Annotated in this window: 26 protein-coding genes; 15 read left to right on the forward strand and 11 right to left on the reverse strand. The window is 49.5% G+C overall.

Annotation, left to right across the window (positions count from 1 at the left end):
- Positions 1-390: 390 nt before the first annotated feature.
- The gene (locus EOE67_RS08040; RefSeq protein WP_127698555.1) at positions 391-885 is read left to right on the forward strand and encodes an RNA recognition motif domain-containing protein; all 495 of its coding nucleotides are present in this window, start codon (positions 391-393) and stop codon (positions 883-885) included.
- A gap of 2 nt (positions 886-887) precedes the next feature.
- On the opposite strand, the gene murI is transcribed toward EOE67_RS08040, so the two are convergent.
- The gene (gene murI, locus EOE67_RS08045) at positions 888-1,673 is read right to left on the reverse strand and encodes a glutamate racemase (RefSeq protein WP_127698557.1); all 786 of its coding nucleotides are present in this window, start codon (positions 1,671-1,673) and stop codon (positions 888-890) included.
- Between the two features lie 172 nt (positions 1,674-1,845).
- On the opposite strand from murI, the gene trmA reads away from it, so the two are divergent.
- Positions 1,846-2,940 carry a tRNA (uridine(54)-C5)-methyltransferase TrmA gene (trmA, locus tag EOE67_RS08050; protein ID WP_127698559.1) on the forward strand — a complete coding sequence of 365 codons (1,095 nt, stop codon included), beginning with the start codon at positions 1,846-1,848 and terminating at the stop codon, positions 2,938-2,940.
- Here trmA and fabR read toward each other — a convergent pair.
- On the reverse strand, positions 2,930-3,538 hold the full coding sequence (gene fabR / locus EOE67_RS08055) for an HTH-type transcriptional repressor FabR (RefSeq protein WP_068069901.1): 609 nt from the start codon (positions 3,536-3,538) through the stop codon (positions 2,930-2,932). The genes trmA and fabR overlap by 11 nt on opposite strands.
- 97 nt (positions 3,539-3,635) lie before the next feature.
- Here fabR and EOE67_RS08060 point away from each other — a divergent pair, with 97 nt between their 5' ends.
- The 3 genes from EOE67_RS08060 to EOE67_RS08070 all read left to right on the forward strand — a co-directional run bounded on the left by EOE67_RS08060 (position 3,636) and on the right by EOE67_RS08070 (position 7,804).
- On the forward strand, positions 3,636-4,775 hold the full coding sequence (locus EOE67_RS08060; RefSeq protein ID WP_127698561.1) for a fatty acid desaturase: 1,140 nt from the start codon (positions 3,636-3,638) through the stop codon (positions 4,773-4,775).
- A 122-nt stretch (positions 4,776-4,897) separates the two neighbouring features.
- The gene (gene sthA, locus EOE67_RS08065; RefSeq protein ID WP_127698563.1) at positions 4,898-6,319 is read left to right on the forward strand and encodes a Si-specific NAD(P)(+) transhydrogenase; all 1,422 of its coding nucleotides are present in this window, start codon (positions 4,898-4,900) and stop codon (positions 6,317-6,319) included.
- A 123-nt stretch (positions 6,320-6,442) separates the two neighbouring features.
- Positions 6,443-7,804, forward strand: a complete 1,362-nt coding sequence (locus tag EOE67_RS08070) for a TonB family protein (protein ID WP_127698565.1) — start codon at positions 6,443-6,445, stop codon at positions 7,802-7,804.
- An 89-nt stretch (positions 7,805-7,893) separates the two neighbouring features.
- Here the strand turns inward: EOE67_RS08070 and hemE are convergent, their stop codons facing one another.
- Together hemE and nudC are read right to left on the reverse strand one after the other, a co-directional pair.
- Complete coding sequence (gene hemE, locus EOE67_RS08075; RefSeq protein ID WP_127698567.1) at positions 7,894-8,967, reverse strand: uroporphyrinogen decarboxylase; 1,074 nt, start codon at positions 8,965-8,967, stop codon at positions 7,894-7,896.
- A gap of 242 nt (positions 8,968-9,209) precedes the next feature.
- On the reverse strand, positions 9,210-10,016 hold the full coding sequence (gene nudC / locus EOE67_RS08080) for an NAD(+) diphosphatase (RefSeq protein WP_127698569.1): 807 nt from the start codon (positions 10,014-10,016) through the stop codon (positions 9,210-9,212).
- A gap of 146 nt (positions 10,017-10,162) precedes the next feature.
- On the opposite strand from nudC, the gene rsd reads away from it, so the two are divergent.
- A complete protein-coding gene (gene rsd, locus EOE67_RS08085) occupies positions 10,163-10,648 on the forward strand; it encodes a sigma D regulator (protein ID WP_127698570.1) in 486 nt (161 codons plus the stop codon).
- 115 nt (positions 10,649-10,763) lie between these two features.
- On the opposite strand, the gene EOE67_RS08090 is transcribed toward rsd, so the two are convergent.
- On the reverse strand, positions 10,764-11,534 hold the full coding sequence (locus EOE67_RS08090; protein WP_127698572.1) for an FKBP-type peptidyl-prolyl cis-trans isomerase: 771 nt from the start codon (positions 11,532-11,534) through the stop codon (positions 10,764-10,766).
- A 98-nt stretch (positions 11,535-11,632) separates the two neighbouring features.
- On the opposite strand from EOE67_RS08090, the gene EOE67_RS08095 reads away from it, so the two are divergent.
- Positions 11,633-12,619, forward strand: coding sequence for a WD40 repeat domain-containing protein (locus tag EOE67_RS08095; RefSeq protein WP_206099530.1), 987 nt, complete (start codon positions 11,633-11,635; stop codon positions 12,617-12,619).
- Positions 12,612-12,845 carry a SlyX family protein gene (locus EOE67_RS08100; RefSeq protein ID WP_068069883.1) on the forward strand — a complete coding sequence of 78 codons (234 nt, stop codon included), beginning with the start codon at positions 12,612-12,614 and terminating at the stop codon, positions 12,843-12,845. The genes EOE67_RS08095 and EOE67_RS08100 overlap by 8 nt, the downstream gene beginning before the upstream one ends.
- Before the next feature lie 109 nt (positions 12,846-12,954).
- On the opposite strand, the gene EOE67_RS08105 is transcribed toward EOE67_RS08100, so the two are convergent.
- The gene (locus tag EOE67_RS08105) at positions 12,955-13,161 is read right to left on the reverse strand and encodes a YheV family putative zinc ribbon protein (protein WP_068069881.1); all 207 of its coding nucleotides are present in this window, start codon (positions 13,159-13,161) and stop codon (positions 12,955-12,957) included.
- Between the two features lie 103 nt (positions 13,162-13,264).
- Here EOE67_RS08105 and EOE67_RS08110 point away from each other — a divergent pair, with 103 nt between their 5' ends.
- The 3 genes from EOE67_RS08110 to EOE67_RS08120 all read left to right on the forward strand — a co-directional run bounded on the left by EOE67_RS08110 (position 13,265) and on the right by EOE67_RS08120 (position 15,908).
- Entirely contained in the window at positions 13,265-15,166 is a 1,902-nt protein-coding gene (locus tag EOE67_RS08110) for an ATP-binding cassette domain-containing protein (protein ID WP_127698574.1), read from the forward strand.
- Complete coding sequence (locus EOE67_RS08115) at positions 15,159-15,677, forward strand: TIGR02444 family protein (protein ID WP_127698576.1); 519 nt, start codon at positions 15,159-15,161, stop codon at positions 15,675-15,677. Before EOE67_RS08110 ends, EOE67_RS08115 begins: the two co-directional genes overlap by 8 nt.
- 93 nt (positions 15,678-15,770) lie before the next feature.
- A complete protein-coding gene (locus EOE67_RS08120; RefSeq protein ID WP_127698577.1) occupies positions 15,771-15,908 on the forward strand; it encodes a DUF3149 domain-containing protein in 138 nt (45 codons plus the stop codon).
- Positions 15,909-15,921: 13 nt separating this feature from the next.
- Here the strand turns inward: EOE67_RS08120 and EOE67_RS08125 are convergent, their stop codons facing one another.
- Both EOE67_RS08125 and EOE67_RS08130 read right to left on the reverse strand, forming a co-directional pair.
- Positions 15,922-17,526: a GMC family oxidoreductase gene (locus EOE67_RS08125; RefSeq protein ID WP_127698579.1), complete on the reverse strand. Its 1,605-nt coding sequence runs from the start codon at positions 17,524-17,526 to the stop codon at positions 15,922-15,924.
- Positions 17,519-18,028, reverse strand: coding sequence for a hypothetical protein (locus EOE67_RS08130; protein WP_127698581.1), 510 nt, complete (start codon positions 18,026-18,028; stop codon positions 17,519-17,521). The genes EOE67_RS08125 and EOE67_RS08130 overlap by 8 nt, the downstream gene beginning before the upstream one ends.
- A gap of 95 nt (positions 18,029-18,123) precedes the next feature.
- On the opposite strand from EOE67_RS08130, the gene EOE67_RS08135 reads away from it, so the two are divergent.
- The 3 genes from EOE67_RS08135 (at position 18,124) to EOE67_RS08145 (ending at position 21,753) form a co-directional block, all read left to right on the forward strand.
- Entirely contained in the window at positions 18,124-19,185 is a 1,062-nt protein-coding gene (locus tag EOE67_RS08135; protein WP_127698583.1) for a hydrolase, read from the forward strand.
- On the forward strand, positions 19,133-19,369 hold the full coding sequence (locus tag EOE67_RS08140; protein ID WP_127698585.1) for a YheU family protein: 237 nt from the start codon (positions 19,133-19,135) through the stop codon (positions 19,367-19,369). Before EOE67_RS08135 ends, EOE67_RS08140 begins: the two co-directional genes overlap by 53 nt.
- Positions 19,370-19,467: 98 nt before the next feature.
- Positions 19,468-21,753, forward strand: coding sequence for a GGDEF domain-containing phosphodiesterase (locus tag EOE67_RS08145; protein ID WP_127698587.1), 2,286 nt, complete (start codon positions 19,468-19,470; stop codon positions 21,751-21,753).
- 9 nt (positions 21,754-21,762) lie between these two features.
- Here EOE67_RS08145 and cysQ read toward each other — a convergent pair whose 3' ends face one another.
- Positions 21,763-22,584: a 3'(2'),5'-bisphosphate nucleotidase CysQ gene (gene cysQ, locus EOE67_RS08150; RefSeq protein ID WP_127698589.1), complete on the reverse strand. Its 822-nt coding sequence runs from the start codon at positions 22,582-22,584 to the stop codon at positions 21,763-21,765.
- Positions 22,571-23,149: an ADP compounds hydrolase NudE gene (nudE, locus tag EOE67_RS08155; RefSeq protein ID WP_068069865.1), complete on the reverse strand. Its 579-nt coding sequence runs from the start codon at positions 23,147-23,149 to the stop codon at positions 22,571-22,573. The genes cysQ and nudE overlap by 14 nt, the downstream gene beginning before the upstream one ends.
- A gap of 282 nt (positions 23,150-23,431) precedes the next feature.
- Between nudE and yrfG the strand changes: the two genes are divergently transcribed.
- On the forward strand, positions 23,432-24,100 hold the full coding sequence (gene yrfG / locus EOE67_RS08160; RefSeq protein WP_127698591.1) for a GMP/IMP nucleotidase: 669 nt from the start codon (positions 23,432-23,434) through the stop codon (positions 24,098-24,100).
- 57 nt (positions 24,101-24,157) lie between these two features.
- Here yrfG and EOE67_RS08165 read toward each other — a convergent pair whose 3' ends face one another.
- Positions 24,158-24,919 carry a type II secretion system protein N gene (locus tag EOE67_RS08165; RefSeq protein WP_164852256.1) on the reverse strand — a complete coding sequence of 254 codons (762 nt, stop codon included), beginning with the start codon at positions 24,917-24,919 and terminating at the stop codon, positions 24,158-24,160.
- Between the last annotated feature and the right edge of the window lie 80 nt (positions 24,920-24,999).

Genomic DNA, 24,999 nt, shown 5'->3' on the forward strand with positions numbered 1-24,999 from the left:
CCTCACTTCGACTTTCGGGCTTCTCAACCCCTCGTCGCTGCGAGGCGGCCATTTTAGTCAGTTTTCAGTTCGTGTCAAGCGTCTTTTTATCGACTATTTTCACTTTCTTCAAACTCACTCAGTTCGCGGCTTTCGCTGCTCACCGTGGCATGGCGCGCATTATAGGGCGTATTTAAAATGACGCAAGCGGGAATTTGAAGAATTTTATGCTTTTTGATTCAACTGCTTATTAAAAACGCGTTCTGGGCAAAATACCTGCAAAATTCATCTGAATATCCCCATTTTATAGGTTGGCGAACTGATATTGACTGGTTAATATAGAATTTGACTACTATAAGTAGTTGGTTTTCCCATGTGTTCTTTTCACTCTTATGTATTTAGGAATTGCTTATGTCATCTAGTTTACGAACTTCATTACCATTTACACTGGCTCTGGCCATCATTGTTTATCTCGTGTCGTCATTTTTACCTGCTGATTTGTTCTCACAAGCAACCGCTCTGACCATCGGGGTGGTGATCGCGGGCGTTCTGGTTCCGTTGCTGATGGAATACAAACCTTTGCCTGCGACTTCAGGTGCTAAGGTACAAAAGGCAGCTGTTGCTACTGCGTCTGGTGATACCGCCACTTTATATGTAGGTAATTTACCTTATCGTGCAAATGAAGAAGCAGTACGTGAGCTATTTCAGCAGTCCGGTGCTGTAGTGAATGTACGTTTGATGAAGGATCGTCAGACCGGTCGTCGTCGTGGTTTCGGCTTTGTCGAAGTGGCAGCCAAAGACGCTAACAAGATGATCCAAAAATTAAACGACTTCGAATTTGAAGGCCGAACGTTAAAAGTCCGGGAAGCAAAAGAACGCCAGGATTCTGAAGACGGCGAAGAATAAGCTTATATAGCTAACGGCATTGGCCAGCAAAGGTGCTGGTCAAAGCCGAGTTCGGCCAGCCTTTCTACCTGAGTAGGTATCAACTCTCTGGTGCTGATAAAGGTATCACTTCCCCTTTCAATATGAACCGGCCAATCCGCGACTAATTGCGCCACACGATTTCCAATCGCCAATCCGGTATCGAGCAGTACTGTTTCTTCAGATAAAGTGGCTTTAATCTCTGCTGATAAAAACGGGAAATGGGTGCACCCCAATACAACGATGTGTCCGGCGCTATCAGGGATTGGACTCACCGTTAAAATGTCAGCGACCTGCTGACGAACGTCTGTGCAATACCACACTTTCTCCTCAGCCAGGCGCACCAGCTCACTACTTCCCACTTTAATGACGGTCTGAGTCGGAGCGAACTGCTGAATTAATCCCTGTAAATAGTCACTGTTACAAGTTGCCGGGGTGGCCAACACCGAAAATGACATTCCTTTACTTAGCGCCGCCGCCGGTTTAATTGCCGGCACCACGCCAACAAAGGGCACGCTAAAGTGCTGTCGCAGATAGTCCACTGCCTGGGTTGTTGCGGTATTACAGGCGATGACGATTAACTCGGCGCCTTGTTCAATCAGATAAGCCGACAATTGCAGTAGTCGTTGCTGGATAAAACTCTCGGATTTTTCACCATAGGGTAAGTATTTATTGTCCATCAGGTAGGTGTAACGCGCAGGAACCCGCAGCTTTACATGCTGATAAACGCTTAGCCCGCCAACACCACTGTCGATAAACCCAATGTGCATAGATCATTATCTCATAAACACGACCAACCTATTGTGCCAGAACCGACAGCTGCATACAGCAATTCAATGCGGGAACTTCGCTGAGCGCTATCTCTGCTTATATAAAGCAGCGAATTTGGATCTTTGCCGAAAAACTCATAGAATAGCCGCCCTTTTAGAATGAGACGTCAAGATGCAATTAGGTCAGGTTTTCCCAGCACAATATCAGGCGTTACTCGACAGCAAAGTCAGTGAAATGCAGCAGCTGTTTCGCCCCTTTGGTATTGAGCAGACCGAAGTGTATCCTTCAAGCCCCGAACATTACCGGTTGCGTGCTGAGTTTCGGATTTGGCATGAAGGAGATGACATGTTTCATATCATGTTTGACCCAATCACCAAGTCGAAGCAGCGCATCGACTATTTCCCAATCGCCTGTAAAACCATCGCCGATTTTATGCCGGTATTACTCGATGCGCTGAAAAAGCGGCCTTTGCTGCGCAATCGTCTGTATCAAATCGATTATTTAGCCAGTTTAACTGGCGAATTGTTGGTGAGCCTGATTTATAAAAAGCCTATTCCGGCAGAATGGCAAGCTGAAGCGGCCGCGTTAAAAGCTGAATTGTCGTCAATTCAGCACGTCGATTTTATTGGCCGGGCGCGTAAACAAAAAATCCTGGTTGATCGAGACCACTTGATTGAGACATTGCAGGTTCAAAACCGTCAGCTGCAGTATCAGCAAATTGAAAACAGTTTTACCCAGCCAAATGGTGAAGTGAACCAACAGATGCTGGGTTGGGCCTGCGATATCGCGAAGCAGCTGCAAGGTGATTTATTGGAGTTGTATTGTGGCAATGGCAATTTTTCTTTAGCGCTGGCGCCTTATTTTAACCAGGTGATCGCCACAGAGATTGCCCGTTCTTCGATCCGCTGTGCTGAACACAACATCACACTGAACAACATCAATAATGTGCAAGTGTTACAGATGTCGGCTGAAGATGTCAGTGCGGCACTGGCGCAAGGTCAGAAACTAAAAAGTATTGATTTAGCGGGTCTTGCGTTAAATACCATTTTGGTTGATCCGCCACGCGCCGGACTGGATCCTGCGACAGAACAACTGGTCAGTCGTTTTGAGGACATTATTTACATATCCTGCAACCCACAAACGCTGGCACTGAATCTGGAAACCTTGTGTAAAACCCACCAGGTGCAACAGTTTGCGTTATTCGACCAGTTCCCTTACACCCATCATATTGAATGTGGTGTGTGGCTCAAAAAAATCACTCTTTAGGACGACGGCCATAACCAGCCGCGCCATGCGCCAGCCATCGCAGCTGCGTAATGGTGCGGTGGGTGATTTGCAGCCGTAACTCCGGGCTCGCATCCAGCGCATCGGCACCAGCATGAAACACTAACGTCACCATCGCTTCGGCCTGTACCTGGGCGAACTCGTCCGGGCAGGCGGTTTCTTTACGCAAATAATCGGCAAGTTCAGCACAAAAATGTTGGATTTCCCTAGCCACCGCACGTCGGAACGGTGCCGAAGTTCCGGAACGTTCGCGCAACAACAATCTGAACACATTGCTGTTTCCGACCACAAATTCCATAAAGGTTTCGATCGATGTCCGGATCACGCTGCCGTTTTTTTCAATCCGGTGCCTAGCCTGGCGCAATAATTGTCGTAACATCAAACCAGCTTCATCGACCAAAGTTAAACCCAGTTCATCCATATCGGCAAAATGGCGGTAAAACGAAGTTGGCGCTATGCCGGCTTCGCGCGCGACTTCGCGTAAACTCAGGCTGGAAAAGCCCTTATCCGGACTTAACTGGGCAAAAGCGGCATCGATAATGGCGCGGCGGGTGCGCTCTTTTTGTTGGGCTCTGGTCACGTGAACTTCCTGTGCTGAAGGAATAACATTTTATACCTTGACCTGATGAAATTGCGAAGTAAAATTAGCTTACATCTGTAAGCTAACTGTTCCTAAAATGCCTAAACCACCGATTATCTGGACTAACGTCCTCATCTTTAGCATTACATTCTTGATCGCCGCGATTGCTGTCCCTTATTACGCCATCACCGTTGGCTTTAGCTGGCTGGAAATCACCGCCACTATTGTATGCCTTGGTTATTGTGGCATGTCGATTACCGCTGGTTATCATCGGTTATGGGCGCACAAGACTTACGAAGCACATCCGGTGTTGCAGTGGTTCTTTGCCATTGGTGGTGCTTTTGCATTACAAAACAGTGCATTGCATTGGTCTTCCGACCATCGGGTGCATCATAAGTTTGTCGACCAGAACGATAAAGACCCCTACTCAGCACAACGTGGATTCTGGTATAGCCATATCGGCTGGATGCTGCGCGAATATCAAAGCCAGCGTTATAGCGATTACAGCAATGTCCGCGATCTGCAAAACAACCCGATTGTGATGTGGCAGCACAAACATTATCTGGCGCTGACCATCGCCACCAATTTTGGTATTCCATTGTTTCTTGGTTTTTTAAGCGATAGCTATATCGGCATGTTGCTCAGTGTCGGCGTGCTGCGATTAGTACTCAGTCATCATTTTACGTTTTTCATTAATTCATTGGCTCATATTTGGGGCAGCCAGCCTTATACTGATCAGAACAGTGCTCGCGACAACGGCGTACTAGCATTTTTGACTTACGGTGAGGGTTACCATAATTTCCATCATATCTTCGAATATGACTATCGCAATGGCATTCGCTGGTGGCAATTTGACCCAACCAAATGGCTGATCAAAAGTTGTTCCTGGTTAGGCCTAACCCGTAATTTGAAAATCTGCCCGGAAGATCGGATCATCAAAGCCAAAGCCTTAATGCAGCTCAAACGCGCTCAGGCCAAAGCGATGCTGCTGCCAGACGCTGAACAATTACTGCAGCGGATGGAACACGAATATGCGTTGTTGCTGGAACGGATGCAGGCTTATTACGAAGTGCAGAAACAATTGATGCAGCAACGAAAAGAACTGTTACAACAGCGAAAAGCGCAGTTGTTACAGCAATATAGTGATTTTGATATCCGTAAAAATTACGCCGAAATGAAACACAACTGGCAACAGCAGCAACAACAGTGGCAGAATTTCATTCAGCAGTACGCGTAACTACGTCACACTATTGATTCTTCGACGAAAAGGCAACGCAAGTTGCCTTTTCTGCTTTAGCTTGCAGAAACTATACTGCTATTATCAGTAACTAAATACCACCACCGGAATAGGGAACTGCTGTGCCTGCAAAATCTACGTCTGCCAAACCAACATACCAATATGATGCCATTATCATTGGCACCGGCCCAGGCGGTGAAGGGGCAGCGATGAACCTTGCGAAAAGTGGCAAGTCCGTTGCTGTGGTTGAGCGTCACGATCAGGTTGGCGGCGGTTGTACCCATTGGGGCACTATTCCATCCAAAGCATTACGCCATTCGGTCAGTCGTTTTATCGAATACAACGAAAACCCGTTGTTTCAAATGGAAAATCAGTCATCTAATCTGACCTTTCCACAAATACTGAAACATGCCGCCGGGGTTATTCGTAAGCAAGTCCGGTTACGCAGCAGTTTTTATGACCGCAACCGGGTTGAGGTATTTGCCGGTGAAGCGTCATTTGTGGATGCTCATACCATCAAAATCACCCCACCGACCGGTCCAGAGCGATTAATCACTGCCGAGACCATCGTACTTGCTACCGGTTCGCGGCCCTACCGCCCAACTAGCGTTGATTTTAATCATCCCCATATTTTCGACAGCGACACCATTTTGTCGCTGCAAGACGACCCACGGCACATCATCATTTTTGGCGCCGGGGTAATCGGCTGTGAATATGCTTCAATATTTCGCGGTCTTGGCGTCAGAGTGGATTTGGTAAATACCCGGGATCGACTGTTATCCTTTATGGATGCCGAGATTTCCGATGCGCTGAGTTATCACTTCTGGAATTCTGGCGTCACCATCCGCCACGGCGAAGAATTTGAATCGATTGAAGGTTTGCCAGATGGCGTTATTCTGCACCTGCAATCCGGCAAAAAAATGAAAGCAGACTGTATTTTGTTTGCCAACGGTCGCACCGGTAACACCGATACCTTAAACCTCGCATCCGTCGGGCTTAAAGCGGACAGTCGTGGGCAGCTGAAAGTAAATGCTAAATATCAGACTGAAGTTTCAAACATTTATGCCGTCGGCGATGTAATTGGTTATCCAAGTTTGGCCAGCGCCGCTTATGATCAAGGCCGCATCGCCGGACATGCCATTATTCATGGCGATTGTCCAACCCAGTTAATCGAAGATATTCCGGTTGGCATTTACACCATCCCGGAAATGAGTTCGGTGGGTAAAACCGAACAACAGCTGACTGCCGCCAGAATTCCCTATGAAGTTGGTCGTGCGCAGTTTAAACATCTGGCGCGGGCGCAAATTGCCAATACCAGTGTCGGCAGCCTGAAATTGTTGTTTCATCGGGACACCAAAGAAATACTGGGTATTCATTGTTTTGGTGAGCGCGCTGCAGAAATTGTCCACATCGGTCAGGCCATTATGATGCAAAAGAATGGTGGCAATAACGTCGAGTACTTTGTACATACTACCTTTAACTACCCCACGATGGCGGAGGCCTATCGGGTGGCTGCGATGAACGGACTAAACCGATTGTTTTAGTAAAGTAGCTATCGTTAATGAAATCCTTAAAACGGCGCAAAAATGCGCCGTTTTTGTTTTGTTTTGTCGAATAAACCGTTGTACACTCGAAAAAAACACCAAAATAATCACAGGAGTGCAAGCATGTTTCTGAAACGTTGTTGCTGCTTTTTGCTGGCGATAGGTTTAAGCACTGGCGCTCAAGCAGATTTCGCTGCTGCTTTTAAACTTTATCAGAACGAAGACTACCAACAAGCCTTGCCTCAGTTAACCAATTTGGCTCGTCTTGGCCACCCGCACGCCCAATTATTGCTGGCTGACAGCTACCAGTATGGTAAGGGTGTTGACGTTGACATTAATCAGGCCTACGCCTGGGCTTTGACCGCCAGAGAGTTTCAACAGCCTGGGGCTGCCGAGAAATATATCGAGCTGCGTAACTTGCTGCCATCGCGCCGGATTGGTAAACAAGCTTATGTCGAGGTCAGTCAGAACTATGGTGCATTGGCGTTAAAAGGTAACTTGTACCCCATCGTTCATAATTTGTATCAACGTCCACAGCAAATTAAACCATTGCGCCAGCCAAAACCTGATTACGAGCAACGCAATGGCGCTGTTGCCTGGGCTGTCGTCATGTTTGATATCAATGAAAATGGTCAGGTAGAAAACAGTAAAGTCGCCTTATCCTACCCGCCTGCAGTGATCGATGAAGAAGTGATCGCGGCAATTAACAAATGGACTTACGTGCCACCACGCAATGCTTATGGTGACGCCATCCGTCTTGATCATCAAACTCACGTCTTCAGCACTAAAAAGTTATCATCGGCGAAACGTAAAGTTCAACTGGAACATCAGACCTATATTGATGCCGTCAAAAAAGCGGCCGATGCCGGGTTTGCCGAGTACCAATACAAATATGGCCTTATTGTGCAGGCCGGTTTAGTAAAAGGTGAAAAAGCCCTCGATTGGTACCTGAAAGCGGCGATCAACGGTAATCAGTTGGCACAGTTTAATATCGCACAATGTGTATTAAACGGCAGCCAATGTGATAAGGACGGCAACAAAGCGATTAACTGGCTGACTTTCGCTGCCAAAGACGGTAATAATCCTCAGGCTAGCTATTTATTGGCGCAGCAGTTATTGGACAGTGACAATATTCAGTTTGATCCGGAACGCGCCGCACAGTATTTGGCGCAAGCTGCCGAGCAAAATTATGGGCCGGCGATAGTCGAATATGCTTCGCTGCTGGCGATGTCGGATAATCCGAAACTGCGCAGCGCCGAAAAAGCGATTCAATTGGCAGAAGCTGGGTTAAAACAAGATTCGGACAACCCGAAATTGTTGTCAACGATTGGTATTGCCTTGATCGAACAAGGAAAGCAACAACGGGGTGAAGCGATGCTGCAACAAGCGATTGAAGCGGCTGAAGATAGAAACTGGGCCACTGACAACTATCGCGAATTATTGACCGAATATGCTGGTCAGCTACAAACCGCAGAACAACCCTAAATTTCATTGTCGATTTACCCTTGCATCCAAATCAATCAAGGCGCATATAGCGCCTTGATTTTATCTGGATAAACAACGAGATAATTCGTTTATAAATCAGTATTAATATGATAAGTGCGGCTGAACGATTGCACTGCTTCAATAAAGACGCGCGCACGTTCTGGATCTACATCAGGTGTAATGCCATGCCCCAGATTAAATACATGGCCAGAACCCTGACCATAACCATCCAGAATTGCCTGCACTTCCAGACGGATCCGCTCTGGTGAGCCCAGCAGAATTGCCGGGTCCATATTGCCTTGCAGCGCAACTTTATCGCCAACTCTAGCCCGGGCCAAACGAATATCCATAGTCCAGTCGATACCAATCGCATCACAACCGGTTTTCGCAATATCTTCTAACCACAAACCACCATTTTTGGTGAACAGCGTAACCGGCACCGGACGGCCATCAGCATGACGGGTCAGTCCTTCCACAATCTGTTGCATGTAGCTTAATGAATACTCGCGATAAGCGTTTGGTGTTAACACGCCACCCCAGGTGTCAAAAATCATCACCGACTGCACGCCGGCAGCGATTTGCGCGTTCAGATACAAAATGACACTTTGTGCCAGCTTGTCGAGCAGAATGTGCACCACTTCCGGCTCACTGTACATCAGCTTTTTAATTTTTGAGAAGGTTTTGCTGCTACCGCCTTCCAGCATATAGGTTGCCAGCGTCCACGGACTGCCAGAAAAGCCGATTAAAGGTACGTCGCCATTTAATTCACGGCGAATGGTGCGCACGGCATCCATCACGTATTTGAGTTCAACTTCAGGATCCGGAATAGGTAATTGCACCACGTCCATAAAGTCGTTCAGTTGTTTGGTAAATTTCGGGCCTTCGCCTTCACCAAAATACAACCCCATCCCCATCGCATCCGGGATGGTCAGAATGTCGCTGAACAAAATCGCGGCATCCAATGGATAACGACGCAATGGCTGCAAGGTCACTTCACAGGCCAGTTCAGGGTTTTTGCACAACGTCATAAAATCGCCAGCTTTGGCTCTGATCTCACGATACTCAGGTAAATACCGACCCGCCTGACGCATCATCCAGATTGGCGTACGGTCAACCGGTTGTTTTAACAGGGCGCGCAGGTAACGATCGTTTTTTAATTCCATCTTGGCTCTACCATTAGGCTATGTTGAGTTATTTTAACAGCATAGCTGCAATGACACTATGTTTGCTGTTTAATGAATTTTTATCGCTTTTTGTGCGAACTTTGTCTTGCAGCCCGTCAACCCATCTGATATAAAACTGACGCGCTAGTGAAGAAAATCAACAACAAGAGTTCGAAGATACGAACCCGGCAACACCAACTTAAGCCACATTTGTGGCTTTTTTATTTGCTGCAATATACCCGTCATTCAGGATACTTTTGGGCGACCAATAACCGCACTTGTTCAATCATCGTGCCGGATAAAGTTTGCACCGGCGGCACCGCTGGCAGCTGCGAGAATTCAAACCAGCCAGCTTCTTCAATTTCATCGGGCTGACAAACAATCTCACCACTTTGATAGTCAGCGATAAAACCGGCCATCAGCGAATGCGGAAAGGGCCAGGGCTGACTGCCGACATACTGCAAATTGGTAATATTAATCCCAACCTCTTCTTTTACCTCGCGAACTGCCGCTTGTTCCAACGTTTCACCCGATTCGACAAATCCTGCCAATATCGAATAAAACCCCGCTTTATGCCGTTTGGAACGCGCCAGCAGAATTTGATTCTCGCGCTTAATGGCCACCAACACACAAGGTGAAATGCGTGGGTAACAGCGAAAACCACATTTATGGCACAACATGGCCAGCTCCCAGTGCACCAGATGCATCCGGCTGCCACACTGGCCGCAATAGCGGTGGGTTTGTAAAAACAGCGCCAGCTGGCAAGCGCGCGCCGCTAATTCAAACCAGATGGTTTCCGGATGTGTCAGCAGTTCACGGGCAGAAAACCACAACGCCGGATCGGCTTGATCATTACAAACCACCAGATAACAGTTTTGTTGCTGCCACTGCCCAATCTGGCAGACCATTTCGGGCTCTTTGATCTGTAACTCTTGCCATCTACCCTGTGGCACCTGTATGGTTTCACTTGTCAGCAACAGTTTGCCTTGGTTAACGATAAACCAATAACCGGCATCATCAGGTTTTAAGGTTAAGTTGTGGGTCTTCATCAGCAATAAATCTATGCAAGGCTGGACGGATGGTTGTTATCATAAAGGCATTCACTGACCCGACCAATGAAAAATTAGTTGATCTTTGTGACAGAATTCATTTAATTAGGCATAACGCTCGTATTTAATCTATCAAGGAAACGGTTATGTATACCCGTCTGCAATCCGCACGGCAACAATGGGGCGGCTCTTCAACCGCAATTGACAACTGGTTAGAAGAGCGGCAACAACTAATCGTTTCTTACTGCAAACTGGCGGCATTGCCACCATTTGACAAGCAAAACCAGGACAACCAACTGCCGGCACAGGAAGATATCCTAGGCTTTTGTCAGCTGTTGATGGACTACCTATCCGCTGGCCATTTTGAAGTGTATGACCAAATCGTGTCGCAATGTGAAATTAACGGCAATGACAGCAAATCACTGGCTGAAGCTTTGTATCCGAAAATTTCAGCCTCCACTGATATTGCGTTGGAATTTAACGATAACTACGCTGAGCCTTCCGCTGAAAACAGTTTTAGCACTTTTGACCATGATTTATCCGCGCTGGGACAGGCGTTAGAAGACAGATTCGGCCTGGAAGATGAATTAATCCAAACCTTGTTTGCTAATCACGTGACCGTGTCGGCCTAATAGCTGCTTCGTCTTGCTGCGATAAAGGGATAAAACGAATTCGTAAAAAAACCGCCAGCTGGCGGTTTTTTTATTGGGTCTTACTTTTATTGGGTCTTATATGGTGTAGCAATAATTACTTTTTTGCAGCGTCGCCAGCAGGTGCCGCAGCTTCTTCGCCAACGATACCCATCAGTTCTACTTCAAACAGCAGTGTGCTGTTGGCAGGGATTGGACCTACGTCACGATCACCGTAACCCAGAGCCGCCGGGATAGTGAACTTGAACTTAGAACCCACACCCATCAACTGCACGCCTTCAGTCCAGCCTTTGATCACTTGATTCAGCATAAACTCAACCGGCTCGCCGCCATTTGATTTTTCAGTGCTGTCAAATTCAGTGCCGTCAATGAAAGTACCTTTGTACTTCACGCGGACTTTTTCTTCCGCTTTTGGCTTAGGACCATCAGCAGCAGTGATCACTTCATACTGCAGACCAGATTCAGTCACAGTCACGCCAGCTTTTTTCGCGTTTTCTTCTAAGTAGGTTTTGCCTTTAGCAATCGCTTCTTCCGCTTTCACTTTGGCAGCTTCAGCTTGTTTGGCACGGAACTGTTCGTCCAGCGCGGTCATAATTTTTTGCACTTCTTCGTCAGTCAGTGCTGGTTTGCCGCCTAAAGTATCCTGCACACCACGGATCATGGTTTCAGAAGCCAGTGGCAGGCCTAATTTTTTGTGTTCTTCTACCGCGCTGTTCAGGTATTTACCAACGGTAATACCCATCGCATAAGATTGTTTTGCTGCGTCTGTATCCAGTACAGGTGCTACCGGTGCAGCAGGTTCTTTTTGGCAGGCAGACAATGAAATCACGGCGGCTGCAATCAGCGACACCTTGGTCAATACGCGCATTTGTTTCTCCAATAAACTGCAGACTTCGCTGCAAAAGTGTGTTGTTATAGTAATAAAGGACTAACCTTTAACCATGGCTATACTACAGATTTGTGCTGATGACGTTAACACATAGAATGAAATATCTCGGCATTTTTCTCAGCCTTTGGCTGGCTAGCTGCTCAGAAGTTCAAAAATCTCCACTACAACAAACCGAACATTCTGCCATTGGCACCGTCGCAGCAGCCATCGCCACCGAACCGAAGCTGGCCGCGGTGTCCAGCCTGACCTCCGGCGTGGTGGTCTGGGATTTAACCAACCAAAGCGCCAAATTTCGGATCAGCCAGCAACAACCGACCGATAATTTCATTAGCCATCTGGCATTTAGCTACCAGGGTGATTTTTTACTCAGTGCCGACAGCAAGAGTTTTTCGCTGTGGCGGATGAGCGATGGTCAGAATGTCGGGTTCTGGTCACTGCCTGAATCGACAGTGCGTGATATTGCGGTATCACAAGGTGGCAATCATCTGCTGATTGGTCAGAATGACGGTAAAGTACTGCATGTCACCTTAAAGTCTGGCCGGCGGCTGGAATTTCTGGGACATACCGAAAAAGTGAATTCAGTGGCGATCTCGCCAAATGGCCGTTACGCCTTATCCGGCGGTAACGACCTCAAAGCCTATTTGTGGGATACCCAAAGCGGCCAGATTATTCATAGCTTTGTCCATCCAACCCGCGTCACTAAAGTCGCGCTTGATACAACCGGTCAACTCGCTTTTACCGCCGACAGCCAGCAACAGGCTACCGTCTGGGATTTAAAAACCGGTCGCGCCAAATTACAACTGGAAATGGGCCGCGGCCGGGTCTTTACCACCGCACGTTTTAGCGCTGATGGCCGTTATTTGCTAACGGGTGCCGCTTCGCGTCGGGCAACGATCTGGGATTTGACCACCGGCCAGATTGTTGAAGATTTTCTGGTCAGCCCATTTCCCCATACCCGCAACGCCAGTGCGGTAGTGTATGATATTGCGTTTATCGCACCAAATCGGATCCTGACCGAGAGCTCCAGTGGCCAGGCCGAGGAATGGGAATTTAATTATGAATGACTTCACCCCAACGGAAATTCAGTTGCAAAGCCAGCTGTTTGAATTGGAAAGCCGGCTGGCTTTTCAGGATGACGCATTGCAACAGCTCAACAACGAACTATTGGAACATCAGAAACGTATTGAAAAATTGCAGCGGCAGGTGCTGATCCTGGCGGAAAAACTCACCCAAGGTGGCGACAGTGGCATTTTACGGCCGCATGAAGAGCCGCCACCACCGCATTATTAATCCGCTATCAATGATTGTCTGTTCAGATTAGATTTTTCAGCAGCAGTTGCGGCAAAAGCAACTGCTGTGTTGTTACCACCAGACAGCTTCGGCTATCAGCTAAAACCGCTTATTCGGGCTTAAAGACACCAATTACCGTTTCTGCTTCCCGCGCCATCCGCTCAACCTGCGATTCCGGTTGCGCCATCTGATAACCACAGCTGACACACTCTACTTTTTCGACATTGTGCTCCAGAAACAACATCATAGTGTCGACCGCTTTACATTTCGGACAGCTGGCTCCGGCAATAAAACGCTTTTTCTTTCTGGTGGTCATAGCTGAATTTACCTTCTAAAGATGCAAAAAACCGCGAAACTCTTGGTTTGTACGGCCTGAAAGATTACATTAGCAGCCCAAATCAGTCCCAGTGGTAGTACACATGATCCAACTGCAACAAGTCGAACTGCGCCGCGGCATTTTATGTCTGCTGCAACAAGCCAATCTTACCGTATTTCCGGGGCAAAAAGTCGGGATCATCGGCGCCAATGGCTGCGGTAAATCGACTTTATTTGCGTTGCTGCAAGGCAAGCTGCAAGCAGATGCCGGTACAGTCAGCATTCCAAATAGCTGGACTATTGCCACAGTGGCGCAGGAAACACCAGCGGTTGACGCCAGCGCGATGGACTATGTGCTGCAAGGTGACGAAAAATTATACCCTCTGCTGCAACAGGTAAAACTTGCGCATGAAGACACCAATCTGATTTTGGTCCACCAACAAATTGAAGCGCTGGATGGTTACCGCGCCGAAGCCAAAGCCGGTACCTTGCTGGACGGTTTAGGGTTTACCGGCGCCATGCAACAACAAGCGGTGAAGTCTTTCTCCGGTGGTTGGCGGATGCGTTTAAACCTCGCCCGCGCTTTAATGCAACGCGCTGAACTGTTGCTGCTTGATGAACCGACCAACCACTTAGATTTAGACGCCGTATTGTGGCTCGAGAAATATCTGGCCAACTTCGAAGGCACCATGCTGCTGATCAGCCACGACCGCGATTTCCTGGACGCGGTGGTCGATAACATTGCGCATATCGACGGCCAGCAACTGACCTTATACCGCGGTAACTACAGCCAGTTTGAACGGCAGCGCGCCGAACAAATGGCGCAGCAACAATCGACCTTCGAAAAACAACAACGCCAGGTCGCGCATCTGCAGAAATTTATCGATCGTTTCCGCGCGCAGGCGACCAAAGCCAAACAGGCACAAAGCCGCATTAAAGCGCTGGAACGGATGACATTATTAGCCCCTGCCCATGTTGATTCACCGTTTCAGTTTGAGTTTCTCGACCCAAGGTCTTTACCAAACCCATTACTGAAGATGGAAAACGTGCGTGCCGGTTATGGCGATCACAGTATTTTGCAGCAAATTAATTTTCAGTTGTTACCAGGCAGCCGGATTGGCTTGCTGGGCCGCAACGGTGCCGGTAAATCAACGCTGATTAAAATGCTCTCAGGCAGTCTGCAACCACAAAGCGGCACCGTCTGGTATGCAAATGGTGTCAGCATCGGCTATTTCGCCCAGCACCAGCTTGAGACGTTACGGCCGGAAGATTCACCGCTACAGCATATGGTGCGCCTCGCACCTACCGTGACCGAGCAAAGTCTGCGCGACTTTTTAGGCGGTTTTGGTTTTCATGGTGATAAAGCACTGGCCGCCTGCGCGCCGTTTTCCGGCGGTGAAAAAGCCCGTCTGGTACTGGCGCTGCTGGTTTATCAACGCCCAAACCTGTTACTTCTCGATGAACCGACCAACCACCTTGATTTAGATATGCGCGAAGCCATTGTGATGGCGCTGCAAGGTTTTGAAGGCGCCATTGTGGTCGTCTCGCACGACCGGCATTTGCTCGCCAGCACCACAGACGAGTTTTATCTGGTGGCACACGGCAAAGTGGCGCCTTTTCCAGGTGACCTGGCCGATTATTACCAGTGGCTGCAAAACGATGCCAAAGCACAGCAGCCAGTGGCAGAGCCGGTTAGTAATGGCGCAGCGCAGCGCAAGGATCAAAAACGGCTGGAAGCAGATTTACGCAACCTGACCCGGGTGCTGAAGCAAAATATCGAGAAGCTGGAAAAACATCAGCATCAGTTGGAAGCAAAACTGGTGGTACTGGAAGAAAAACTGGCGGACAGCGGTTTATACGAGCAAAGCCGTAAAGCCGAAATGACCAAAGTGCTGGCTGAACAAACTAAATACAAAGCTGAGCTTGCGACCATTGAAGAACAATGGTTTGAAGCGCAGGAACAGCTGGAGCAACAAACCAACGAGTTTTGGCAAAACAATGCCTGATCTGAACAACGACCAGCTGCCATGGCCGGATCCGGAGCAATTCTGGCACTGGTCGTTGGCGCTTTATCCGGGTATCAAACCGCTGGCGTTGCAGTGGCAGGATGAGTTGGGCGTTAATGTCAACCTGCTATTATTGCTGTTGTATTTGCAGCGGCGACAACTGCTGCTAACAACAACGGAAATTGAGTCGCTGCAACAATCGGTGCAATCGCAGCAGCAGTTATTCACCGCACCGCTGCGCCAGTTACGCCGCCAGCTTCCGGCACATTTATCTGAACCTGCTGCCGCCAGCTTCAAACAACAGCTGCTGCAAGCGGAGCTTTGCTCAGAAAAGCTGGAACAACAACAGCTAATACAGTGTTTACACAGTTTCCCACTACGCGCAGCAGCGCCAGATGGTACTTTGCTGCCTCTTTATCTGCAGCTGTTGCAGATCGATCCGGCGCCCCGGCAGCAGCAGATGTTTGATCTGGATCAAGCAGCGGCCATCGTCGGAGTTCCGCCAGCCTAAAGCTTGATCCAGGTCAGGTTATCAACTGCTTCATCCTCCTACACTCTGCTTCATGATTCAAAACACTCAGTGAGTGAAGCAGAGGAAACCACCATGAACCTATGGCAAGAATTTACCAACGATCCGGTGATCTTTTTTTCTTTTACTGGCCTCGCCATCGTCATTGGCTTGTGCCTGTTTTATGCAGTGTATTTTATCTACAAAATTGGCCACGATCAGGTCAAAGAATAACGGCAATATTATTTCAACCCACCAGCCTTGCCACCAGCGCCTGACTATTACGCCAAATCAGCCCATAAATTGTCAGCTGTGGATTGGCTCCTAAACTGGTTGGTAACACTGAACCGTCAAATACCGACAAATTCGACAACTGATGATGGTTGCCAAAACTATCGACTACGCCTTTGTCCGCCGTCGCCGCCATATTGCAGCCACCCATCACATGCGCCGAGGCCAACGCTGCCCGATAGCGCGCCAGCGGCAAGTTGGTGATGGCAGCTTTAGCCTGCTGCCAGTTGCTGTATAACAAAGCATCCTGGTGTACCGGCATCACCGCCTGCGCACCTGCAGCAAACTGCAGTTCGGCCATCGCCAGATAAGCTTTTTGCACGCCCTGCCAGATGTAATCGGTCAGCGGATAATCAAGTACCGGCTCGCCATCACTATCGAGCTGCACCTGCCCGCCTGGTGCCTGCGGGTCAAAACCGTCGCGCAGCAAGGCAATCATCACCTGCAATTGATTAAACTGGCGCATCATGTCGGCATGAAATTGCGCCATGCCGGTTAACGTCGATGCCATCAGCACCGGATGAATAGGCGGAACTTCCAGTTTAAAACCCATTTCGGCACCGCTTGGCCAGACGAATTGATCTGAATATATTGATTGCGGTGCGCCCAGATGCCCTTGAATAGGCGCATCAAACAAAGCACCGGAAATCACGCTTGGGTGCAGATAGGTGTGTTTGCCCAAACGCCCGGATGGATTCGGCACTTTTGAGCGCAGCAGCAGCGCCGGGGAATTAATAGCGCCACCAGCGACGATGTAATGTTTGGCTTTTATTTTAATGCTCAGCCTTGGATCGGGCTGATAAAAACTATCCACCGGCACCGCCAGCAAGCCGGTGACTTTATCGCCTTGCCACAACAATTGCCGCGCCGACACTTTGCTGATAAGCGTGGCGCCAGCCTGCAGTGCCGCCGGAATAGTCGTCACCAGCATCGATTGTTTAGCGTTGAGCGGGCAACCCATGCCGCAATAACCCAGATTGGCGCAGCCATGGACGTTGCGTTCAATCACCGTATATTGCCAGCCCAGTCGCTGACAACCACGGCGCAGCATCTCATTATTGGCGTTGGGCGGTACCTGCCATTCAGAAATATGCAAGCGCCCCGCTGCTTTGGCGAAATAGGGATCGAGGCTCTGCTCAGACGCTTGTTCAGCGCCCTGCTCTGAACGAAAATCCAGCCCAAATTCACTGTGCCAATAATCCAGCGTCGGCTTGGGCGTACGGATAGAGGTGGTCCAATTCACGGTAGTGGAGCCGCCTACGGTGCGCCCCTGCAAAATAGCAATCGCCTGATCTTTGGTTTTGCGCGCCGCACCGTCCTGATATAAATGCGGATAAGCCCAGCGCTCTTGCTGCCGGAAGTCGCTGCTGCTGTGCAAGGCGCCATGTTCCAGCATCAATACTGACAATCCGGCCTGAGTCAGAATTTCCGCCGCCATGCCACCACCAGCACCGGTGCCGATAATCACCACGTCACATTCAAACTGTTGATCGTCGCTAAACCTCGACGCATCCAGATGTTTCCAACCGCTGGCCAAGCCTTGTTTAATCGGATCATTCATAAGCGCGAAACTCCGGCGCCTGATAACTCAACGCTGGCCACTGTGCGGGATGGCCATAATAAGCGCCGAGTAATAAAGCACGTAACCCATTAAAAGCTTGTTGGAGCAAGGCGAGGTAGCTGATGCGCCAGCTTTCTAACAGCTGTAATCGCTGCTGAATGCTGAGTTGATCCAGTGCAATCAGGTGGCCGGTCAGCGCCAGCCGGGTTACTTGCTCCGATAACAACAAAAACAACTGCGCTAATTCGGCTTGGGTGCGTTTGGGCAAAAACGGCAGAAAATCCAATGCGGCATTCCGGGTTTGTAACAGTGCTAACTGTTGCTGTTTTGGGTCTTGTGGCAGAGCGCCTAATAACAGCGCAGGTAAAATGGCATCCAACACCAAGGCAGCAGCATCACGACGCTCTTGTTGATCAGCCACCGCCAGCGGATACAAGCTAACTCCGGTGGCTAAAGTCGCACCAGCGGCCAGCCCAAGCATGATAAACTGCCGTCGTTGCATCTGCAGATCTCCTAAATTAAAACCGATGACGCAGACGGCACTTTGCCTCTGAGATTAGACCAGTCACACAGCATTGTTAATGAGGAAGTTCTAAATTGCAAGCAGGCGAGCGCGTTTCGCAAAATACTGATTTAAGTGCATTTAAACCGGCCTGGTGGCTGAAAAACTGCCACTTACAAACCATTTTTGCCAAATATCTGGCGCCGAAATTACCGCTGACGCTGACCGCAGAATTGTTCGATTTACCGGACGGTGATGAACTGATGTTGCACTGGGGCAGCGTGCAACCGAATGCACAGACACCGCTGGTGCTATTGCTGCATGGATTGGAAGGGAATTTTCGCAGTCATTATGTGCGCGGTATGATGCACAGCCTGCAACGCCAAGGGTTCGCCTGCGTGCTGATGCACTTTCGTGGTTGTCACGGTGAAGCGAATAAATTGCCCCGGGCTTATCATTCCGGCGATACCGCGGATGTGGCTGTCGTCATCAACATGCTGCAACAGCGTTTTCCCGGTGCGCCGCTGGCAGCAGTTGGTTTTTCACTGGGTGGTAATGTGCTGATGAAATATTGTGGTGAACAAGCCGAGCATTGCCCGTTGCAGGCGGCGGTTGCTGTATCTGCGCCATTGCAGCTATCGGCCAGTGCTGACCGGATCAATCAGGGTTTCAGCCGGCTTTATCAGCGTTATTTGCTGGGTCGCTTAAAAGCCACCATGCGGCGCAAGTTGCAGAAACATCAGCCTTTTCCGCTTGCGCTAACCAGCAACGATATTCAACAACTACGCACCATCCGCCAGTTTGATGATGTGCTCACGGCGCCCTTGCATGGTTTTGCTGATGCTGAAGACTATTACCACCAAGCCAGCGCTAAACCTTATCTGGCGCGGATCACCCGGCCTTGTTTGCTGATCCACGCCAAAGACGATCCGTTTCTGGCGTCAAGCGTGATCCCAAGCCAACCGCAACCACCGCTGCAGCTGTTATTATCCAGCCACGGTGGCCATGTCGGTTTTATCAGTGGTGGTTCACCCTGGCGTCCGATCTACTGGCTGGATTTAATAATTCCGGCATTTTTACAACAACATCTAAGGAACACAACCGATGCTCATCCCTTATCAGGAATTGAATCCGGAAACGCTGCAAGCGCTGATTGAAGCTTTTGTGCTACGGGAAGGCACCGACTATGGCGACAGCGATTTGTCACTGGCCGAAAAAGTGGCGCTGGTGCAGGCGCAGATCCAACGTGGCACTGTAGTCATTTGTTACTCAGAACAGGAAGAATCAGTCGATTTGTTAAATGCCCAAGATTACAAGCGGCAGCAGTCACAGCAACAATAATCCATATTTATTCACATTCAATGGATAGACAACAGCTACTGTCGTTTGTTAGGGTACAAGGTGTCATCGCTCAATCGATCAAGTAGTAAGGATGTGCTGTGCTTCGCCGGCTTAAAAGTTATCTGTTGTTGCGTCCGGCCGATTTGGAAAATGCCGATCCGGCGCACTGGCGACAAAGTGCGTTAAGGATCCTGGTGGTTTCAGGATTGTTACTGGTACTGGTGATTGCCTTGCATAGCAGCTGGACCGCAATCCAGCTCGGCGCCTATCAGGTGATTGTGATTCTGGTGGCGTTTTATCTCAGTTTATTTGCGGTGTTGTATTATTCCCGCCGGTATGTCTATCGCAGCGCTGCGGGTTTGCTCATCACGGTGTTGGCTGCTGGCCTTAGTATGTTGTTGTTTATCGACAATTTTGAACTGGCGAAACTCGGCATCATCTTTGTGTATACCCTGCCTACCATCGCGATGATGTTTTTCTCATTTCGATTTAGTCTGTTCTGCATGCTATTAAATGTGGTGCCGTTTTTGTTCCTGCTGCGCAACGTCGCGCCTGGTGATGTGTTTGGGATTAATATCACTTTGCCCGCGGCACACACCTATTTACACGGCTTGTTGTTTTTATTCTTTAATCTTTGTTTACCGCTGGCCACCGCCCGCATTCTGGGTACCTTAAATCGCCACAGTAACAAGCTACAGCAACTGAATCGTTCGATTTCACAAAGCCATGATTTTTATCAGGAACTTTTCGAACATAACGGCTCGGCGACTTTGTTGTGCAGCCAGAATGGCCGGATCATCAAAGCTAACAGTTGTGCCAAACGATTGCTGGCACTCGCTGATGAGCCTTTTCCCAATATTAATCAACTGCTGCAGTGCCAAACCCCGGAACCGCAATTCTGGTTGCATAACGATGCCAGCTGCCACTTACGACAACAACCGAGCCTGAAACTGCTGCTAAAACATATGATGTTGACCCGGCAACGCCACCATATTCTGCAGCTGCAGGACATCAGCGCTATTGATCAACTCCAGCAAAAGCTGTCGGCCTCGCAACAGCAACAAAACCTGTGGGAACATTATGACCGGCTCACTTGTCTGCCGAATCTACGCTGTTTTGAACAGCTGACGGCCAGCCGACTTAGTGCTGTTGAAACGCCGCCGTTATCGTTGTTATTGATCGTGCGGCTTTGTCATATCAAAACGCTGAATCAGCAATTTGGATATGCCTTTGGCAGCCAGGTGTTGCAGCAATTCGCGGCCAGAGCCAAAGCAGCGCTGCCGGCCGATGCGATTTTTGCCCGGGTGCGTGGGGTGAAATTTGCGGTGTTAGTGCCGGCCGGTCTAAATCAGAGTCAACCACTAAAACTGGCGGAAATGCTGCATTCGCAATTGCCCGCTGAGCTCCTGGTGGAAGGTCGTGCGGTGGTGATGCAATACCAGCTGGGCGCCTGTACCGTCAACACGGCCGAATCTTCAACAGAAGCGCTGCTGCAAAAGTGTGAAATCGCGCTGGAACTTGCTGACAATAACCGGCCAGTGGTGTTGTTCGAACCGGAACAAGCACTTAGGTTGCAGCAGGATTATCTGCTGGCAATTGCCTTAAAAGAGGCAATTCGCAGTAAAGAACTGCAAGTATTTTTGCAACCCAAGGTATTCAGTGACGGCAGAATTTGCGCATTCGAAGCCTTGTGTCGCTGGCAACACCAACAGCAATTTGTGCCACCGGATCAATTTATTGAATTGGCGCAGCGCCATGGTCTGATTATCGAGTTAAGCCGGTTGGTGCTGGATATCACAGTACAAACGCTGGCGCACTGGCAGCAACAAGGTTGGTATTACCCAATCGCTATTAATCTGGCGGGTCCGGAATTACTGGACGATAGTTTTTTTGCCAGTTTGCTGTCGTTAAGTGCCGATCACCCCTGGCTCACCGCCTATCTGCAACTGGAAATCACCGAAACCAATATTGCGGTACAACAACCCTTGTTGCATAAACGGCTGCGCGCACTGAGCCAATATGGCTTTAGTATTGCGATTGATGATTTTGGTACCGGCCACGCTTCACTGAGCCAACTGGTTGATTTACCGGCAGACACCATCAAAATTGACCGGTTGTTTGTCAAAGGCATTCCGCACAATAAATTGCAGGTGAAAATTCTGTATACCACCATTCAGCTGGCGAAATCACTGCAGTTGACGGTGGTGGCTGAAGGGGTGGAAAACGATATTCAGCAACGTTTTCTGGCGAAGCTGGGTTGTCATCAGCAGCAAGGGTTCTTTTTTGGCAAACCAGCGACGATTAGCTTTTGGCAGCAGCATATTGCCGGGTCACAACAGTTGCTGGTGAGCACCGCAACGGCAAAAGGTTTACCGTCGCTTTGACGACATCGGCTATGACCGACAACCGCTATGTGCCTGGATCAGCGACTGCCAACCGACATTCGATTGCCCCATCACCATAAAATCCGGATTGGCCAGACTTTCGCGTCTGTTATAACTTAACGGCGAAAACTGGCTATCCAGAATTTTGCCACCGGCTTCTTCGACAATAATATGCACCGCGCCGGTATCCCATTCACCGGTTGGACCGAGGCGCAGATAACAGTCGGCGCCGCCTTCGGCCACCAGGCAACTTTTTAAGCTACAACTGCCCAGCGGAATAAATTCGACTTGTTGATCAGATGCCAGTAACGCGTTGATCCGTTCCAGCGGTTGCCGACGACTGACCGCAATGCGCAACGGTTCGCCCTGCAGATGTTGCCGCACTTTGATGTGATTAATTAAATTGCGATGTTGTTTAAAAGCACCGTTACCGCGGGTAGCGTAATAACAGATTTGTTCTTTTGGCCAGAAAATCACCCCAAGCGCTGGCCAGCCGTGTTCCACCAGCGCAATGCTGACGGCAAAATCGCCGCTACGGGCGACAAATTCCTGGGTGCCGTCCATCGGGTCAATCAGCCAATAGCGCGGCCAATCCTGACGCTGCACCAATGGTACCAGACTGCTTTCTTCGGAGATGATGGGAATATCCGGTGTCAGCTCAGACAACCGGTCGATAATAATTTGATTGGCGGCGTAATCAGCGCTGGTGACCGGGCTGTCGTCAGCTTTCTGGCTGTACTGCACATCCCCACTCTGATACATCTGCCACAAGGTTTCACCGGCTTCGCGGGCCGCAGCTTTGACCGGCTCTAACAGTCTACTTAAAAACATCCTGATGGGTATCCAGATACTTTCTCGCCAGAAACAAGGCTGCAATACTACGGGCTTCGGTAAAATCGGCCTGCAGTAACAATTCATCCAGGTCCTGCCAGCGCCACCGTACTAATTCCAGTGGTTCAGGTTCATCACCGGGCAAAGTTTCCGGAAATAAACCTGTTGCAAGAACTATTTGCATTGTAGCATTAAAATACCCCGGAGCCAGCGCGACTGCCTTTAACTGCACTAAAGTATGGGCACCAAAACCGGCTTCTTCTTTCAGTTCACGATTGGCAGCGACCAGCGCATCTTCACCGGGATCAATCAGCCCTTTCGGGAAACCCAGCTGATAATCGTGAGTGCCGGCGCTGTATTCACGGATCAGATAAAAATGTTCCGGATCCGGACAAGCCACTACCATCACCGCACCACGACCCGAGCCACGCATCCGTTCAAAGGTGCGGTGCTCGCCATTGCTGAACAGCAGCTCAAGTTGTTCAATTTTAAACAGTCGGCTCTGCGCCACCACTTCCTGGTTCAGGATCTGCGGTTTTTGTTTGTCACCCTGACGTTCAGCCATGCCACTGCCTCTGCTACAATGCGTTTTTGTGAATGATATACCCTTCATCCTTGAAGATACGGGGTTGTTGCCATCGCTCGTTCGCCCCAGTCACATAGACAGCTATGCTCCTGGGGTCTCACTCACTCGGCGCCTACCCGTATCGTCAATGATTTTGGGTATATACCTAATATCATCGATGATGCGGGTAGGCGGCAACTGAGCAGGTCAAAACGGCCAACAACCCCGAATCGTCAAGGATGACGGGTATAGTTACTATAAAGCGAATAGACGGAAAAACCTATGCTGGATTGGGCGGATATCGACACTGTTTTACTGGATATGGACGGCACCCTGCTGGACCTGCATTTTGATAACTACTTCTGGCTGGAGCATTTACCTCTGCGCTGGAGCGAAATTACCGGTATCAGCGTGGCCGACGCCAAGGCGCAGCTGCAAGCTGAATACGCGGTGCTGCAAGGCAAACTGGAATGGTACTGCCTGGATTATTGGGGCAAAAGGCTACAACTGCCGATCACTGAACTGAAACGTGAAGTGATGCACAAAATTGCCATGCGCGCTGACGTACCGGCCTTTTTACAGGCTCTGAAAGACAGCGGCCGCGAAGTGGTGCTGGTGACCAACGCCCATCCGGGCAGCTTGTCTCTGAAAATCGAACGCACTGAGCTCAGCAACTATATCGACGTACTGATTTCTACCCACGAGTTTGGCGTCACCAAAGAAAGCCAGGCGCTGTGGCACAAGCTACAACATCGCTTAGGGTTTGACCCCAAGCGCACTTTGTTTGTCGACGACAGCTTACCGATCCTGCAAGCCGCCGCCGATTTTGGTATCCGCCATTTGTTAGCCGTCGCCAATCCGGATAGCCAACAGCCTGTGAGGGATATCAGAGATTTTGCGTCTATTACTGACTATGCCGTTTTGCTGGATGATATTCGCGCGGCGCGCTAATCGCGTACAGGGCAACGAATAATTTGAACCAATAAAAAAGCGCCCGCAGGCGCTTTGTTATTGGCTTCGAATTTGCCCTTGTAGCTTGAGAGGAAAACGCCCTTCGCCATCAGGTTGACCGACAAACTGCATTGCCTGATGCACTTCTTTTGGCATAGAAGCTTCTGGCTTCAAGCTACCATTAATGCGATAACTGCCGGCCAGAACTTCGGCTTTTACTAGTAAGCCGAGCGGATTGTCGGCACTGGTTTGCAGGCTGATATTACCTTCTTCACAGTTCAGCGTTGAATGGATAGCATTTAAATCAATCCAGCCATTTGGCGCTTTAAATTTGGCTTGTTGCCAGCTGGCGTTTCCGGCAAGGGCGCTGCAATAAGGCTGACCCAGCGCAAATTGCTGAATGTTCAACACCAGCGCGCCTGTGGCATCAACCGGCATCGGTAATTGTAGTTGCGGCATAATGCCAGCAATCGGCAACCGCACCGTCGACTGACGTACTGTGACCGATCCAAGCCCAAGCTCGGCCGCTAGTTGCAAATACGGCAGTTCGGTGTCACGCAGTTCGCCGCCATTGACCGTCAAGCCAATTTTTCCCCGCCACAACGGCGCCAATTGAAGCTGCCAGCTCAGCTGTGGAAAATACAAAGGCGCGCGCTGCACACCGGCGATCTGACCAGACCATAAAGTACCGGTGACTGCACCAAGCTTGACGTCGGCGGGCAGTGGCAGCAATTTCAGCCACAGACTGGCCGGAGCCAGCGTCACGGCGAACACGAGGTAGGCAGTCAGGCCGCAGCCCCATAAAATCGATTTTTTCATCTGAAAACTCAAGCGCAATTGATCCATGATCAAACCACGCTTTTTACTCCTTTTTACAATCAATCGTGATTTAAACAGCC

Source organism: Rheinheimera riviphila, from assembly GCF_004005945.1.
Taxonomy (GTDB): Bacteria; Pseudomonadota; Gammaproteobacteria; order Enterobacterales; family Alteromonadaceae; genus Pararheinheimera; species Pararheinheimera riviphila.

What these genes read in the sequence shown, in the direction of transcription:
- EOE67_RS08040 (WP_127698555.1), top strand. Translation starts at nt 391, where the DNA reads ATGTCATCTAGTTTACGAACTTCATTACCATTTACACTGGCTCTGGCC.
- murI (WP_127698557.1), bottom strand. Translation starts at nt 1,673, where the DNA reads ATGCACATTGGGTTTATCGACAGTGGTGTTGGCGGGCTAAGCGTTTAT.
- trmA (WP_127698559.1), top strand. Translation starts at nt 1,846, where the DNA reads ATGCAATTAGGTCAGGTTTTCCCAGCACAATATCAGGCGTTACTCGAC.
- EOE67_RS08060 (WP_127698561.1), top strand. Translation starts at nt 3,636, where the DNA reads ATGCCTAAACCACCGATTATCTGGACTAACGTCCTCATCTTTAGCATT.
- EOE67_RS08070 (WP_127698565.1), top strand. Translation starts at nt 6,443, where the DNA reads ATGTTTCTGAAACGTTGTTGCTGCTTTTTGCTGGCGATAGGTTTAAGC.
- hemE (WP_127698567.1), bottom strand. Translation starts at nt 8,967, where the DNA reads ATGGAATTAAAAAACGATCGTTACCTGCGCGCCCTGTTAAAACAACCG.
- nudC (WP_127698569.1), bottom strand. Translation starts at nt 10,016, where the DNA reads ATGAAGACCCACAACTTAACCTTAAAACCTGATGATGCCGGTTATTGG.
- rsd (WP_127698570.1), top strand. Translation starts at nt 10,163, where the DNA reads ATGTATACCCGTCTGCAATCCGCACGGCAACAATGGGGCGGCTCTTCA.
- EOE67_RS08090 (WP_127698572.1), bottom strand. Translation starts at nt 11,534, where the DNA reads ATGCGCGTATTGACCAAGGTGTCGCTGATTGCAGCCGCCGTGATTTCA.
- EOE67_RS08095 (WP_206099530.1), top strand. Translation starts at nt 11,633, where the DNA reads ATGACGTTAACACATAGAATGAAATATCTCGGCATTTTTCTCAGCCTT.
- EOE67_RS08100 (WP_068069883.1), top strand. Translation starts at nt 12,612, where the DNA reads ATGAATGACTTCACCCCAACGGAAATTCAGTTGCAAAGCCAGCTGTTT.
- EOE67_RS08105 (WP_068069881.1), bottom strand. Translation starts at nt 13,161, where the DNA reads ATGACCACCAGAAAGAAAAAGCGTTTTATTGCCGGAGCCAGCTGTCCG.
- EOE67_RS08110 (WP_127698574.1), top strand. Translation starts at nt 13,265, where the DNA reads ATGATCCAACTGCAACAAGTCGAACTGCGCCGCGGCATTTTATGTCTG.
- EOE67_RS08115 (WP_127698576.1), top strand. Translation starts at nt 15,159, where the DNA reads ATGCCTGATCTGAACAACGACCAGCTGCCATGGCCGGATCCGGAGCAA.
- EOE67_RS08120 (WP_127698577.1), top strand. Translation starts at nt 15,771, where the DNA reads ATGAACCTATGGCAAGAATTTACCAACGATCCGGTGATCTTTTTTTCT.
- EOE67_RS08125 (WP_127698579.1), bottom strand. Translation starts at nt 17,526, where the DNA reads ATGAATGATCCGATTAAACAAGGCTTGGCCAGCGGTTGGAAACATCTG.
- EOE67_RS08130 (WP_127698581.1), bottom strand. Translation starts at nt 18,028, where the DNA reads ATGCAACGACGGCAGTTTATCATGCTTGGGCTGGCCGCTGGTGCGACT.
- EOE67_RS08140 (WP_127698585.1), top strand. Translation starts at nt 19,133, where the DNA reads ATGCTCATCCCTTATCAGGAATTGAATCCGGAAACGCTGCAAGCGCTG.
- cysQ (WP_127698589.1), bottom strand. Translation starts at nt 22,584, where the DNA reads ATGTTTTTAAGTAGACTGTTAGAGCCGGTCAAAGCTGCGGCCCGCGAA.
- nudE (WP_068069865.1), bottom strand. Translation starts at nt 23,149, where the DNA reads ATGGCTGAACGTCAGGGTGACAAACAAAAACCGCAGATCCTGAACCAG.
- yrfG (WP_127698591.1), top strand. Translation starts at nt 23,432, where the DNA reads ATGCTGGATTGGGCGGATATCGACACTGTTTTACTGGATATGGACGGC.
- EOE67_RS08165 (WP_164852256.1), bottom strand. Translation starts at nt 24,919, where the DNA reads ATGAAAAAATCGATTTTATGGGGCTGCGGCCTGACTGCCTACCTCGTG.